The organism is Solimicrobium silvestre (assembly GCF_002976435.1).
Lineage (GTDB): Bacteria > Pseudomonadota > Gammaproteobacteria > Burkholderiales > Burkholderiaceae_D > Solimicrobium > Solimicrobium silvestre.
The window spans coordinates 71,150-84,528 of record NZ_PUGF01000009.1 but is presented as its reverse complement, the minus strand read 5'-3'; the positions used below and the strand labels follow the sequence as shown (position 1 = coordinate 84,528).

Annotated in this window: 14 protein-coding genes; 2 read left to right on the top strand and 12 right to left on the bottom strand. The window is 46.3% G+C overall.

All coding sequences use genetic code 11. From position 1 onward, the window contains the following. Nucleotides 1-326: 326 nt before the first annotated feature. The 8 genes from S2091_RS10885 to S2091_RS10850 all read right to left on the bottom strand — a co-directional run bounded on the left by S2091_RS10885 (nucleotide 327) and on the right by S2091_RS10850 (nucleotide 8,234). Nucleotides 327-797: a hypothetical protein gene (locus S2091_RS10885; protein ID WP_133166896.1), complete on the bottom strand. Its 471-nt coding sequence runs from the start codon at nucleotides 795-797 to the stop codon at nucleotides 327-329. Continuing rightward, entirely contained in the window at nucleotides 794-1,267 is a 474-nt protein-coding gene (locus S2091_RS10880) for a lysozyme (protein WP_105531843.1), read from the bottom strand. Before S2091_RS10880 ends, S2091_RS10885 begins: the two co-directional genes overlap by 4 nt. A gap of 10 nt (nucleotides 1,268-1,277) precedes the next feature. Continuing rightward, complete coding sequence (locus S2091_RS10875) at nucleotides 1,278-1,571, bottom strand: hypothetical protein (protein WP_105531842.1); 294 nt, start codon at nucleotides 1,569-1,571, stop codon at nucleotides 1,278-1,280. A 12-nt stretch (nucleotides 1,572-1,583) separates the two neighbouring features. Then, nucleotides 1,584-1,949 carry a hypothetical protein gene (locus S2091_RS10870; protein WP_105531841.1) on the bottom strand — a complete coding sequence of 122 codons (366 nt, stop codon included), beginning with the start codon at nucleotides 1,947-1,949 and terminating at the stop codon, nucleotides 1,584-1,586. A gap of 72 nt (nucleotides 1,950-2,021) precedes the next feature. Next, complete coding sequence (locus S2091_RS10865; RefSeq protein ID WP_105531840.1) at nucleotides 2,022-2,618, bottom strand: DUF4376 domain-containing protein; 597 nt, start codon at nucleotides 2,616-2,618, stop codon at nucleotides 2,022-2,024. Continuing rightward, nucleotides 2,615-7,117: a TipJ family phage tail tip protein gene (locus S2091_RS10860; protein ID WP_105531839.1), complete on the bottom strand. Its 4,503-nt coding sequence runs from the start codon at nucleotides 7,115-7,117 to the stop codon at nucleotides 2,615-2,617. Before S2091_RS10860 ends, S2091_RS10865 begins: the two co-directional genes overlap by 4 nt. A gap of 65 nt (nucleotides 7,118-7,182) precedes the next feature. Then, nucleotides 7,183-7,749: a tail assembly protein gene (locus S2091_RS10855; RefSeq protein ID WP_105531838.1), complete on the bottom strand. Its 567-nt coding sequence runs from the start codon at nucleotides 7,747-7,749 to the stop codon at nucleotides 7,183-7,185. 56 nt (nucleotides 7,750-7,805) lie between these two features. Next, nucleotides 7,806-8,234: a hypothetical protein gene (locus tag S2091_RS10850; RefSeq protein ID WP_105531837.1), complete on the bottom strand. Its 429-nt coding sequence runs from the start codon at nucleotides 8,232-8,234 to the stop codon at nucleotides 7,806-7,808. 128 nt (nucleotides 8,235-8,362) lie between these two features. Here S2091_RS10850 and S2091_RS10845 point away from each other — a divergent pair, with 128 nt between their 5' ends. Then, nucleotides 8,363-8,557: a type II toxin-antitoxin system HicA family toxin gene (locus S2091_RS10845; protein ID WP_105531927.1), complete on the top strand. Its 195-nt coding sequence runs from the start codon at nucleotides 8,363-8,365 to the stop codon at nucleotides 8,555-8,557. A 4-nt stretch (nucleotides 8,558-8,561) separates the two neighbouring features. Further along, entirely contained in the window at nucleotides 8,562-8,948 is a 387-nt protein-coding gene (locus S2091_RS10840; protein WP_105531836.1) for a type II toxin-antitoxin system HicB family antitoxin, read from the top strand. Here the strand turns inward: S2091_RS10840 and S2091_RS10835 are convergent. The 4 genes from S2091_RS10835 to S2091_RS10820 are packed head-to-tail and all read right to left on the bottom strand — an operon-like array spanning nucleotide 8,945 to nucleotide 13,330. After that, the gene (locus S2091_RS10835) at nucleotides 8,945-9,679 is read right to left on the bottom strand and encodes a C40 family peptidase (protein ID WP_105531835.1); all 735 of its coding nucleotides are present in this window, start codon (nucleotides 9,677-9,679) and stop codon (nucleotides 8,945-8,947) included. The two genes, S2091_RS10840 and S2091_RS10835, sit on opposite strands and share 4 nt — an antisense overlap. Beyond that, nucleotides 9,676-10,368 (bottom strand): phage minor tail protein L, encoded by a 693-nt coding sequence (locus S2091_RS10830; protein WP_105531834.1) that lies wholly within the window; start codon nucleotides 10,366-10,368, stop codon nucleotides 9,676-9,678. Before S2091_RS10830 ends, S2091_RS10835 begins: the two co-directional genes overlap by 4 nt. Next, nucleotides 10,365-10,697, bottom strand: a complete 333-nt coding sequence (locus S2091_RS10825) for a phage tail protein (protein ID WP_105531833.1) — start codon at nucleotides 10,695-10,697, stop codon at nucleotides 10,365-10,367. Before S2091_RS10825 ends, S2091_RS10830 begins: the two co-directional genes overlap by 4 nt. Then, nucleotides 10,697-13,330, bottom strand: a complete 2,634-nt coding sequence (locus S2091_RS10820; RefSeq protein WP_165794972.1) for a phage tail tape measure protein — start codon at nucleotides 13,328-13,330, stop codon at nucleotides 10,697-10,699. Before S2091_RS10820 ends, S2091_RS10825 begins: the two co-directional genes overlap by 1 nt. Nucleotides 13,331-13,379 lie beyond the last annotated feature (49 nt).

The following is a 13,379-nucleotide window of genomic DNA, read 5'->3' as shown; positions in this document are numbered from 1 at the left end:
AGATTGTAGATAAACATTGTAACTTTCTTAGTTATCCCCACACGAGATGAAAATCTTATTTCATCAGCAAAGGAAATAAAATGACTATTAAAATAGACGATCAATTTCGCCAATTCAACGTGTCAATGTCGACATATCCTTATCAGTAAATTGTGGTCTTGCTGTTGCATTACTGGATGGACTTTTAGCTGGTAAAAGAGCCATGCGCAGGCAAGGAGTGCCTGCTGAAATTTATGCACGAGTTCTAGCCGATGCCACGTCGCGAAGAGCATCTGACTGGAAATAAATAATCAACCGGCTTAAAATCTAGCCGGTTGAATTAAAAATTATTCCCCCAATCCATTCTCTCGAATAAAAGCTTGAGCTGCCCTGCCCGTTGCGGCGACTTGCTCAGACTCAAAGATCAATTGCTTAACAGCTCTGTCCATTTCTTCTGAAAGTACCCTGCCTCCGGTATCGGCTGCAGCGCCGCTAGTGGCGCTTTGGGTGTCGGTTTGTCCGGAAGTAGCACCACAGAACTGGGAGCCGATGCGCAACCGACGAGAATCGTTAAGTGCAGTAGTAAGGCGGCTAATTTCATCATCATGTACTTTCTGAATAGTGCTGCTGATAGTGGTCTGTTGCGTTTTTAATTGTGAGTTTTCAGCGTCTCGTTGTTCCTGCTTGATTTTTGCTAATTGAGTTTGTACTACTTTGTCGCTATTCCATTGTCGCTGCACAAAACTCCTGCCATGAAATTCAAAGAATAGACTCGCAGCAATCAGCACCAACGCACTCACCCACCACGGCATATTCATAACTCCCCCAAACACAATTTACGCTCAAATTCGCGCCGGTTGACCAGACCCTGCACCCGCTGTTTGCCGACGTACACCCAGCGACGCAAGCCGTCGCAAGCGGCGGCATAATCGCCACGATTGAGTGGGCCGACCACGGTGTTTTTTGAATTGCAAAATGCATTCACACCGACATTACTAGCAAACAGCGTGAAAGCATTGACCTGGTGCTGTTTAAGCGGCACCTCCACGCATTCCAACATGCCGTTTAAGTGTTTAACGATGTCTTGATTACGGAAATCAGTGCATTCTTGCGGGGTGTAAATCCGGTTTATATCGACGTTGCCGGTGTGTCCGTCGCATACAGTGGGTATCCCGGCCAGATCAAAATACGGTTGTGTAATGACCTTTCCGGAGCTTTCCCATTGCACGAAACCGGCAGTCATGACGGCGGTAATAATACCGATGTAAATCCTATTTTTGAGGTTCATAGTAGTGTCCTTATTTTTGACTGATGCCTGCTTTTACCGCCAATACCACACCCCATGTGGCCAGCCCTAAACTGATAATGGCGGCCACCGGCTTGGCGATTTGCCCAATCCAACCCAGCACCTTGAATGCGCCTTTTACGCTATCAAATACGATAATAATTTCTGCAGTGTTGTCTTCGGTGCGGCGGCACACTTTCATGTTTTCGGCTAGGCCGTCTTCCAGTGAACCAACCCACTTGCAAAGCGATGCCCATTCATCTGGACTTGGTGAACGAGGGAGAGAGTTGCCGTAGTCGTCTTGCATGTTATTACTCCTTTATTTTTTAACCTTGGCAACTACTTCATAGACCAATTCCGCGCCGGCGAACGCGTTAATTGCTACAGGTACAGGCATGGCTGGTTGCGATTGGCTTGGGATAGCTTCCGGCGCGACAGCAGTAATTGTTTTGTACAAAAATTCCAGAACGTTGTCGGTGAGCGCCGGTGCCTGTGCAATAGTGGTAGTGGTTTCCATGATGTGTAATTTTCCGTTGTCGCAGGCTGCTTCTGTCACATAGCCTCGCACGATCAATGACACGTATTTAGAGCGCATATCGACTGAGTAATGCTCAATACGGTGAAATGCGGCGGCTGAGCCTGTGTTGACTTCCTCAATCGATTTTGAGATACCTTTGATTGCCATGATTTATTTCCTTTTTTAAAGTTGTAGGACGAAAAAAAACACCCGAAGGTGTTTGGTTGATTTGAAAATCAGTTAAACCCAGTTAATTAAATCAATTTCAGCAATGGAAGTTGCTTGATGTATTTCTTGACGCAAGCGCTGACTCTTTTCATTCACTTCTGCCATTTGCTTATTGAGTGCCGTTCCCACATTAATCATGTCCGACGCAGTTAATGTAATAGTGCTGTTGTCTGCCAGTACCCAATCGATTGTAAAAACGGTACCGTCCAACTTGGCCTGTAGCGCTGTTTGCATGGCCAGCGGTATACGCTCTTTATCTGCCTGATAAACTGCGCCGTTGCAGATAAAATTGGCCGACTCCGCCAAATTGCGTTCATTCTTTATGCGATTCCATGCCTGTTCTTTTACCATGCTCAAATCACGCTGATCAACGAGTATTCGTTCAGGCATTTTCCAAATAAAACCTTCTGGCACATTGTTTTTAAGACTTAATTCAATGTCAGAATACAAGTGGATCAACCCGTTTTCGACAAAATGCGTATCGGGATTTCCATCACCCTCCACTACATCAACTCCATCCCGTTTGTATTCATGCATTTGCCCATCTGAGCAGGTTCCCCATTGAATAATTTCACCCGTTTTACTATCGTGCATTACATAATTAATCATCTTTTTACCTTTATTGCTACTAAACTTGTTTGTCTTCCAGTCATCTCTCCGGCGTGGCTCACCCTACACACATATCGACCGGGTGGCGCATAAAAGACAGAGACAATAGACTCACTAGAAAAAATAGATTTACCGTCTTTATAAACAGTTAGACGGCGTGTAGGGTTAGCTGAATGCATCATAAAAACAATGGGTGTTGTTCCATTTCTCGAAACATTTCCGGCACTAACATTGACTACGACCTCCGCACCACTTGCACTAACCGCCGTTTCTATCTCCGTGACAGAATTATCTTCAAGCTGATCCGTATTAATCACTTTCAGCTCATTAATCGTCAATTTACCGTTAATAATACTCATGCCCGGCGCATAAAGGTCACCGTTTGCCGTTGCCTGAAAATAGCGCCCGTTGTGCGCGTTACCTAACAACAGGCCACTTGAACTTAAATGAAATCCATTCCCGCCGTTGTTCGGCCATGCATAATTGCTGGTCGGATAGCCGCTACCACCATGAATAGTCGTTGAGTACAAATCACCTGCAGTAATGCGTCCAAGATTCGCGCTGATGGCGGAGAGGTCCGACACGGCAAGCCGATCAGCGGTAATTGTGCTGGTTTTAATCGCGCCACCATGTATTTGGGTGCCAATGCCAGGTGGTGACCACGGTGAAGGCAGAGTTTGGTTTGCGCCATTAGCAACCCCAATATAGGGCATGCAGAGAAACATCCACGAATCCCCTCCATACAACGTCCCATTTTTATATGTGATTAATCTACCTGCTACTGCGCCAGCTGGTGCTTGCCCTAGGATGAATAATCGTTTATAGCCGCTTAACGTCGTACCGCCATAAGCTTCTTCAGCATTGATCCATCCACCGTGTGTGAACCCAGCCCATGCTCCGTTAACATCAACCCAGCCAATAGCGATACTGATATGACAGCGATGAGCCCCGGTATAAATTGACATTTCGTAATAAGCACCTTGCACGATAGATACCGCTGGGGAAAGCACATATTGGTTGTCGTTTGGTGCTACTCCCCGTTGATTGACCGAAATGACATTCACACCGACCGGACGCCAGGCATCGCCAGCGCCATTAATGCTAAACGTGAACGGATTGATATAAAAATCAGTACCGCCTATATAACCATCCGGCAAAATTAACCCACCTGTTTCATACGTGGCAGTCAGCGACGCGTTATAGAGCAGGTTGCCGGATCCAACACCGGACTCAAACACATTGGCGGACAAACTTCCTGCTTTAATTTTATCGCCAGTGATAGCATTGGCTAATATCGAATCAGCAGTAACTGAACCATTAACCAGCAAGTTTCCATCGATACCAATTTGCGCCACACCGTTTTTAGATGTCACCACAAACGGCACCCGCTTTTGCACACCCGGCTGTACCACGGCAAAGCGATCTGCAAGGATGGTGAAGTCGCTTTGTGGTATGCCTTCAACAATCGTGGTGGCTAGGCCATAACCTGCCACATAACCATTGACGTCTGTTTTTACGGTGTATTGCGCTGATAGTCCATCGATGGACTTGGCTTGCGCCTGTACGCTTGCGATGTTGCCGTTGAGCTGTGTTTGTACAGTGAGTACTGTTGTGGCCACGGCACCTACAGCATCTTTTCTCGCCTCTTCCTCTTTAACGATTTGAGCAACGATGTCATTTGGATCAAACTCACCGATGGCGGTTATTTTGTCGCTTAACTCTTTAGTCAACATTGACTCAAGAATCGATCCAACATCAGGTAAAACACCAGCCACTGTTAATGGTATAGCAGTCGAGACGTTCAGATCATCTTTGCCCAAGGAATCGTAAGCGGCTGCACGAATGTAGTACTCATTCTTTTTATCTAACGCTTCCCCATCAGTGAATTTGGTTAGAGTCACGAAGCTATCAGCTCCGTCATAAATTTCATTTTCTGGTAATGCTGGACAGGCTGGATCGGTACTGATCCAGATAATAATTCCGGCAAAATCATCTTCTGGCGGTGGTGTGCAATTGAAATAACCCGCCCTAATGCCCTGATCTACCCGAATATTGACCAGTGCACCTATTTGTTTATTAGTGGCGATTAAGGAAGCTACCGCGCTTCCTGTACCAAATTTGCCCAAAGCTTTGATTCTGAATTCAACTGTTCGCCACGGCCCACCGTCTACTTTCATGTCGCCCACGGTATATTCAAAACGTGGCGTATCACCTACGTTAATAGTACGTACAACGATGGCAGGTTTACCAACGACGACTTGCGCACGGTAGGACGTTGCTCCTTTAACGTTATCCCATGCGATTTTTGCGGAGTTGGTGGTAAAGCCGCTTTCTAAGCGTAACCCGGTAATGTCGTCCAGCGGGGGCAATGTCGGTGTGACCGTAGCATTAAAAATAGCAGGTGGCGATTCTAATCCGGTGGATGAAATGGCCGACACTTTAAATTCATACTCGCTGGCTTCAACACTTTTAAAATCGATGCTGGGTGAACGGGTTTTGATGTCAGCCCAGGTTCCCAATGCTTTGCGCCAGAGCACACGATACACTGGAGAAAATCCCGTCCAGCTTAAGGTGGCGTTAGTTGCCACTACGCTATCATCGACCCAATAAGGGTGCGAAGTAAAGAGTAGGTTAGTCGGCGTGCTAGGTGCGCTTTCTAAGCCGGTATGTGGCCTTTCTTCAATACGGGTGCCATTATCGATATACTCAAATTTACCCGGTTCGTGCTGCAAGGCGGTAATCTCATAGGTCAAGCCGCCCTTTTCAATGATCGATAGAATTTTATAGGAGGGTGCAATCAGATCGATATTGTCGACTGACCAAATCGCCTGCGCTACCGGCAAGGTTGACCAATCACGTTGGACAGTGACAGTGTCGCCACTGATTGCCATGACTTTTCGCGTTTCTGTGATGCCGGTAGGTAAAATGACGGTGAAGTCATCGCCCACGGCAATTACTGGTGCTTTATCTAAGGTAACAGTGCGGCCAACGGCATGACGAAGTCGGCCAGCGTTACGACGCCCCATGCGGTGCGGATCAGCTATCCGTACAATTTGCCCGGGGCTGGATACCAAACCATCTAAACCAACTGAAAACGTGAGTGTGTCAGTTTCCAGCCTCGACGTAAGCAGCGCCCAATTTCCGGCGCGTTGCGCTTGGCCTTGGCTGGTGCAACCAAACGCAGTCATGCTGATCTTTTGCACGCCATACCGGGCAATGCCGTCATCGTCCTGCACATATTCAACACGGGCTTTGTAAAAATCAGCTGGGTCATTCCAGCTCACCAGCGCCACGGTATAACGGGTTCGTTGGCTACTGCCTACGCCGGTGAATTTGCCGTCGATGACGTTGGCGGCGGTGTAAATATAAGTCGGGTCGGTGGGTATATCGGCTGAAGTGATAATGCTGCCAGCTGCCCAATAACTAATACCCCGGAACAAGGACGCCAAGTCTTGCAGCACTTTGTAGGCTTCGGCGGCGGTCTGCAGGTAGAGGTTACAGGTAAAGCGCGGCTCAGTGCCGCCCAACCCATCTGGCACCTTGACGTCACAATAACGCCCAATCTGGTACAGGCTCCATTTGTCGATCGTGGACGCATCCAGCGTGTGGCCTAAGCCGTACCGGTCATTGAGTACCAGATCATAAAATACCCACGCCGGGTTATTGGTCCATGCCGGTTTAAAGGTGCCATCCCAAACGCCGGTATAGACGTGTGAGATGGGGTCGTAATTACTGGGTACTTTAATGATGCGGCCACGCAGATCGTAACTACGCGTGGGAATGCCTTGAAACTGGCTGGCGTCAATTTGTATGCCCACAATGGCAGACATGGGATAGCGTAATTTGACGTCGATGACTTCGGTCAGCGTGGAAATGAGGGTAGTGTCGGCAATGAGGGCGCTATTAGCGTTTGGAGTGGCGCGTGTGATGCGAATCACCCAGCCTGTTTTTGCAGGCGGCAATTCGATTCTGTGGCTACGCTCATAGCGTGAGGTAGTTTTACCGTCAAAAGTTTGGTTAATGACTGGCTTATAGCCGCCGCCATCGGTTGCCACGTCAATTTGATAGGCGATTTTATAGCCGTTGACATCGCCATTTTCTTTATCCATTTTACTGAGTGCGGCGACAGCCAAGCGTAGCCGGACGGCGGAAAGCTGGGTGTTGTTAATGGCGCGCACCCAAGGTGCTTCTGATCTTAACTCATGGCCGATGGTGATTTCATTTTCTACACCGGGAAACCCAGCAATGACGTCCTGATTCTGGGTGCCCGGCCTGAAGTCAGCAGTAACATCCCGAAAGTTAAACGTGCCATCCTGATTTTGCAATCGGGTGCCATCAAAGAAAATGGATTGCAAGCCGTTGACTAAGCCTTGAATTTCACCTTCTGATACCAGATCAAGCACTTTTGCGTAGGAAATACTGCGCAAGCTATCTCTGGTTTCTTTGCTCCCACTGCCGCCTCCACCACCTTTACCGCCGTACCCGATAATTTCCGACATTACACACCCTTTTGACGTAAAAAAACCCGCTCGCAGCGGGTTACTTAGTTGGTTGTTTTATTAAGCTAGGCTTTATCTTCTGAGTAAATTCCTGCTGAGATAACGGCAGAACCGACGATCATCCGTCCGTATAAAATTGGCACTGGGTTGCCTTGAGCCGTAGTGTTGACAGCACCATTGAAATTATAGGAAGCGGCGTTTGCCGGGTCATCTTTGCCGGATTGCCCTAGCTGCTGCGGTGAAAGCATTTGAACTACGCCGCCCAACATCATCCCAATACCCGCCTGAACCGCCCACGCTTGTCCGAAATAGGTACCAACAACAACCAACACCGCGCCAACAATCGTCTGCAGAATCCCGCCACGCTTCGCGCCCTGCAGTATTGGAGCTATGCGAATATCATTAGAACCGGTCGGTTGGTGTAAATCATCTTTACTGATGTTCTTTTTACCGATAAAAACGGCATAGACAATGCCACGCGCCTTACTCGTTAATAGCTCGCGCTCAAAGCCAGGCAACAACACGGACAGGGCTTTTACTGCTTCGCGCACGTTGGCCACGGCTAGCGTGTGCACGCGCCCAAATTGATTTCCTAGCTTGCCGTATAAGCGGATTGTTCTAAGTTGGTTCATGTTTCGTCCATAAAAAAAGCCAGCTCAAAGGCTGGCATAACTTAAATTAGTAATAGTTATTGAGGAATAATCGGCGCTATGTCACCGTTGTCACCCTCTAAGTACAAACGAAACCACTTAGTTTCACCGGAGCGTAAAAAAGTCTCTCTACCGTGCCCGCCACTATCTTTACCTAATCTACATAGTCCCTTGCTAGCAACACCATGCGCAAGAATATATTCACCGCTAGGTAAGTAAAATTCTGCCCTCTCACCAGCTTCAAATTTTGCTACCAGTTTTCCATTAATTAAAAGACTCGTCGTACAAGCTATCCCATAAATTCCGCTATCCCTAGTAACAAAGATATGAGCATCTGCAACTGATGATTTCATTTGATAAGCGTAAATATTTTCAGATTTGACCTGCTTTGCTTCACTTTGTAATGTCTGAGTTGTAGAACAAGCGCTCAATAAAGTAACCCAAAATAGGATGAAAATCTTTTCCATAATCTCGCCAATAATTAATAAAAAGATAATTATATCACTGACCTTGTTTCCGCCTCAAACAACCTGATTAATCTAAGCTGAATCATAAATCCCTTGCGCTGATGTGTATTGATGTGTATATTTATTATATGAACAGCGCAAACCTAATTAAGAAATTAAAACAGGATGGTTGGTATCTTGCCCACACAGTGGGATCACACAACCAATTTAAACATCCCACTAAACCGGGCAAAGTGACCGTGCCACACCCACGAAAAGATATTCAAATTGGTACGCTGAAAAGTATTTTTAAACAGGCCGGATGGCCTTGGAAACAGGACTAATATCATGCTATATCCTATCTATGTACACCTCGGCGATGACACTCATGCACACAGCGCCACCTTCCCCGATTTTCCCGGCTGCTTTTCTGCCGCCGACGAATTGAACGATTTACCTGCCGCAGTACAAGAAGCGGTTGAAGCGCATTTCAGCGATGGTGAAGAAGTACCTGCACCTTCTGACGTGACAACGTTGGCAGCCAATCCAGACTACCAAGGTGGCCTGTGGATGCTATTTGATATTGATCTTTCAAAAGTCAGCACAAAATCTATGCGCTTAAATATCACGCTACCTGAAAATTTAGTGCATGAAATTGACGCTTTCGCCAAAGCCCATCATATGACGCGATCAGGTTTTTTAGCACAGGCCGCTAATAAAGCAATGCAGCATTAACCAACATATCTGATGACGTTCCGCGTCACTTCTTGCCAATAACCGCCATAGACATCTCGGCTGGATAAATGACCATGTAAGTGATGCAGAATCAAACCATCGCCAATATAAATTGCAGCGTGATTTGGCACACCGTTAGTACTGCGGATCTGCATCAGAATCACATCACCTACTTGCATTTCAGCATTTGACTCAATCGATACAAAGCCCGCTTGTGGAAAGCCTTGTGTATATAAATCGCTTTTTCCGTCATTCCACCACTCATCAGCGCGACTAAACTGTTTTAATTCAATGCTTCGTGTTTGTTGATACCAATCACGAATAAGTGAATAACAGTCCAACACACCATGAAAGAATTGCCGACCGACTAGTGGTACCTGATAACCGCATGGCTCAATGGTTATTAATTCGCCAGCAGTTGGAATACCTTCAGTACCATCAACTCGGATGATGTGCCAGAGCACACCAGAAGCCTCACAGCTCACTTTATCTGCTTCGCTTGGACTTGCCGGTGCATCGGGATGTGAATGGACGACAGCGACGATTTCGCCCATCTCTTCAGCAACTGCATAGTCTTGAGCTGAAATAATAAAATGCTCGGTATCCGGTGCTAAATTTTTGCAAGGTAGATATTTTTCACGACCTCTTCGGATGATGATCAGGCCACACGCTTCACGTGGGTAGTCTGCTTCGGCGTGCCGCTTAATATCTGTTAGTGTTTTTGGTTTCACGACAGCATTCCTGCAGCAGGGAAGCTGCCAAAATTCAAAATGTTATTCTCACCAAAGCGTTTTTTACAGTCAGATAGCTTCCCGCCGCATCGATCAAGCGCACTGCTCGCAACCGGATTACCGTCTTTATCAAACATGGCAGCGCCGGTATAACCGCAATATGTGCCGCGATAACCACCCGTGCTAAGCCAGGTGCAGACATTGGCGACTATTTGGCGGCGCGGCAGTTGCGTTCCTTGAAAATTTAATGCGCTGGCCAATTCAAATTCAACCGCCTCACTGGTTTCACTGGTTTTTTGTTCGATAGTCCAGACATCAACCGGGAATTCTTGGCTTGGATCCGCGCTGGGATTACCTTCACTAAAATTAACCGCATCCAGATATTTACCAAGCGTTGTATGGCGCGTTAATTTGGCACCAACTAAATCATCAAAATGAATACAAAGCGCGGAGATAGCACCATCTACGTTACCAACTGCCAGTGTTGGCGCAGGCTGTTGAGCGCTGGTTCTGGCAAAGCCTTCAGCCAATATCGGCCATGCTGTGTACTCTTTGCCTTGCCATGTGATTGCGCCAATTTCTTGATAGCCGTGAAATTTAAGGTAGTTGCCACCGATTTGGGTGGCATCCAGCTCAAACAACACCACCACTTCACCTACCTCTAATAGTTGCGCGTCAGACTTAATCATGGTTGAAAGCTCTGTTCAAAAGTAACGGTTAATGTCCAAACATCGCCGCCGTTTGGAGTTATTTGATAATCGCCTGCTTGGACTAAAATTGACTTACTCAAAGGTGGAGTCCACTGGAAGGATTGAGCGCCTTTTAGTGAATCTAAAAACGCTTTAATTTCAATGATGACGTTGCTTTTTGCGATAAAGGACAAGGGCCATGATTCGGATTTATTGTTTATTCCGTCGGCTGCCGTCTGCGCGTAACCGTCGCCAAATGGTGCTTTAAGTACGCGGAATTGAGTGGATCCAGTGGTTTCACTAATTGGTTTCCATGTGAAAGTTTTCATTAGCCCGTTCCGTGTTTGAGGTTGTAGAGGGAGCCGCCCGGACGCTGTGCATCGCGAGTGCTTTTTCCAATCCGAGCATCCACAAAGTCTGCAAGCTCTTTGCCGAACTGTTGCATGCCGCTTGGTGCATCTACTTGGCTATTTCCGTCTTGCTGTACATAGACGTTGACTTGAATGCTGGAAGAGACGCTATTACCCACTCCTTGCGCTCTGACACCCAACTCACCACCTGACATGCGTGTTAGTGGCATGATCGCCTCTGGTCCGGCCTCACCCATTTGCCCCATATTGAAATTGGTAGGCTGATCTACGATACTGTTAGTAAACGCGCCGCCACTGGCAAACTTGGTAACTCCGCTATCAAATGCACCACCTTTGGCAAAGGCCTGCTTGCCGCCATCGAACGCACCGCCGTCGGCAAACATGCCCATAGTGGCTTTAATGGCTTTCATAGCCAACATCTTAATCATCATCTTAGCGATATCGGCAATCATTGATTTAGCAAAATCACCAAAAGTAGATTTACCTGTCATAGCAAAATCAACGATAGAATCGGTCATTCCGTCCATACCTTTGGTAAATAGGTTTTCAGTAAGGCTGGCTACATTGGAGGATTGATCCGCATAGTTTTCCAAGGCGGATTTAGCACCGTTTATCCAGTCACCTTCCAGCTCTTTAATAGCAATATTTTTATTCTGTGCCAAAGCAATTTCTTTTGCGTAGGTATCCTCAACAATAGCCAGGTGCTGCTGATATTCTTCCGCAGTGATTAAACCCTTAGTTTTATCCCGATCTAATCGCTGGGTAGCTTCTATTTTTTTATCATCAATTTTATTGGTGATATCAGCTTGTAAGCCAAAGTCAACGCCGCGCCCGATTTTGGAGATATCGCGCTGATTTTGTCGGTCGATTGCGGCCAGATAGTTATTAGCCGAGAATGTGGCATCATCGTAAGCACGTCTGGTTTTATCAATCGCTGCTGCTTCTGCGATTGAATTGATCTGAATATTTGTTACGGCATCTTCTCGTGACTTTAATAGCTTTGCCTGTGCATCCGCTATTTTTTTATCGTTTTCGATCTTTTCTTTGCCAATAAACTTTTCTGTCTGCAAGCGAGCAATTTCAGCCTGCAATGATTTTTCTTGAGCTTCTTTGTTTAAGTTAATAAAACTAAGTTTAGAAAGATAATAATCACGGTCTGCCACTAAACCGGCAGCACGTCGGGCTTGCATGATTTTTTCTGCATTGGCATAAGTACTGATTAGTGCATCGGTAGATTGCCGGATGTTGCGTAAATCTGCATCAAGTTGAGCTTTGGCTAGTTGGCCACTCTCACCAGTATTCGTTTTGATGACAAGACCAGATGTATCAAGCTTTGGGCTTTCCTTGACAGGCTTACTTGTTTTTTCATTTTTTTCCGGCATAACGCCTATGGACATTATTTTCTGCTGAAATTTATCCAGCTCTTTACGCGCCCGTTCTGCATCTTCTTTTACGGCGTTGCTGATCGCTTTAAAACCGGAGATATCACCATGTGCTAATGCGACGAGTTGCGCGGCAATGGCACCAATTTCACGTCCTACGCTAAGAAACACATAACCGACTTCTGAACCGACAACTGCCAAAGTTTGAAAAAGCACGATACCAATTTCTAACGCGCCATTCAGGTGGTCGGAAGCAACTGCCATGACTGTTTCATCCTCTGATAAATCAACAAACACCGAATGCAGAGAAGATAAAACTGGAATTGCATTGGCAACTAATTTTTGGCTAAGATTAGAGAAATTATTTTTTAAAATAATGATCGATTTATTAAAGTTATCCGTTGATGCAATTTGTTGCTCTGTCAGTTCGGTGTGGCGCTGACCTTTATCGGCTAAGTCATTTAAAAACGGCATCATTTCTGCGCCTGTTTGGCCAAATAAAGCAACAGCCACTGCGGTTTTTTCAGCACCATTTTTAAATCCCGCCATTGCTTTTGCAATAGCATCAATCTGTTCAACTGGCGATAGTGATTTGAATGTTTGAAAATCAAGACCGAGTGCTTTAATAGCAGCACCAGTCAATTTGGATTCATCGTCTGTTTTGGATAAGGCAGAGGTTAATTTAACAGATGCCGCAGCCACCCTATCCAAGGCAACACCCGACAAATCTGATGCCAACTTCAACGAAGAGACGCTTACTGCCGTATCACCGATTTTTTCAGAGATCCCTTGATAAACAGTGATCTGCTCTATCATGCGACCAGTTAGTGCATAAACAGCATAGGCCGCCGCTGTTGCAGCAGCTGCTACCGCGATAAAACCAGTTTTTAACGACTGCATATTTTGTGCTGATTTACGCTGGGATTTTGCCATTTTCAAGGCTGAATCCGCCGCTTTTAACTGCTGTGCAGTTGCTCCTTTTAGCTGCAGCTTATATAGCTCAACTTCACGTGTTGATTTACCTAACGTCGCATTCTGCGTTTGTAGACGCTTAACATAGTTATCAATGCTGCGAGAAGAACGTGCACTGGATTTTTCGTTTGCGTCACCCAAACTCGCAATGCTTTTTTTGGCGTCATCAATGCCAGCTTTTAGCTTACTGCTATCTGCACTTACTTGAATTACACCTGAACCAATGACTTCGCTCATTTTTGTTTCGCCCATAAAAAAAGCTCACCGTGGTGAGCTTGATTGGAAA

Coding starts and splice junctions, on each gene's coding strand:
- S2091_RS10875 (WP_105531842.1), bottom strand. CDS start 1,571: ATGCAAGACGACTACGGCAACTCTCTCCCTCGTTCACCAAGTCCAGAT.
- S2091_RS10855 (WP_105531838.1), bottom strand. CDS start 7,749: ATGAACCAACTTAGAACAATCCGCTTATACGGCAAGCTAGGAAATCAA.
- S2091_RS10840 (WP_105531836.1), top strand. CDS start 8,562: ATGCTATATCCTATCTATGTACACCTCGGCGATGACACTCATGCACAC.
- S2091_RS10865 (WP_105531840.1), bottom strand. CDS start 2,618: ATGATTAATTATGTAATGCACGATAGTAAAACGGGTGAAATTATTCAA.
- S2091_RS10825 (WP_105531833.1), bottom strand. CDS start 10,697: ATGAAAACTTTCACATGGAAACCAATTAGTGAAACCACTGGATCCACT.
- S2091_RS10860 (WP_105531839.1), bottom strand. CDS start 7,117: ATGTCGGAAATTATCGGGTACGGCGGTAAAGGTGGTGGAGGCGGCAGT.
- S2091_RS10845 (WP_105531927.1), top strand. CDS start 8,363: ATGAACAGCGCAAACCTAATTAAGAAATTAAAACAGGATGGTTGGTAT.
- S2091_RS10870 (WP_105531841.1), bottom strand. CDS start 1,949: ATGGCAATCAAAGGTATCTCAAAATCGATTGAGGAAGTCAACACAGGC.
- S2091_RS10830 (WP_105531834.1), bottom strand. CDS start 10,368: ATGATTAAGTCTGACGCGCAACTATTAGAGGTAGGTGAAGTGGTGGTG.
- S2091_RS10820 (WP_165794972.1), bottom strand. CDS start 13,330: ATGAGCGAAGTCATTGGTTCAGGTGTAATTCAAGTAAGTGCAGATAGC.
- S2091_RS10850 (WP_105531837.1), bottom strand. CDS start 8,234: ATGGAAAAGATTTTCATCCTATTTTGGGTTACTTTATTGAGCGCTTGT.
- S2091_RS10880 (WP_105531843.1), bottom strand. CDS start 1,267: ATGAACCTCAAAAATAGGATTTACATCGGTATTATTACCGCCGTCATG.
- S2091_RS10885 (WP_133166896.1), bottom strand. CDS start 797: ATGAATATGCCGTGGTGGGTGAGTGCGTTGGTGCTGATTGCTGCGAGT.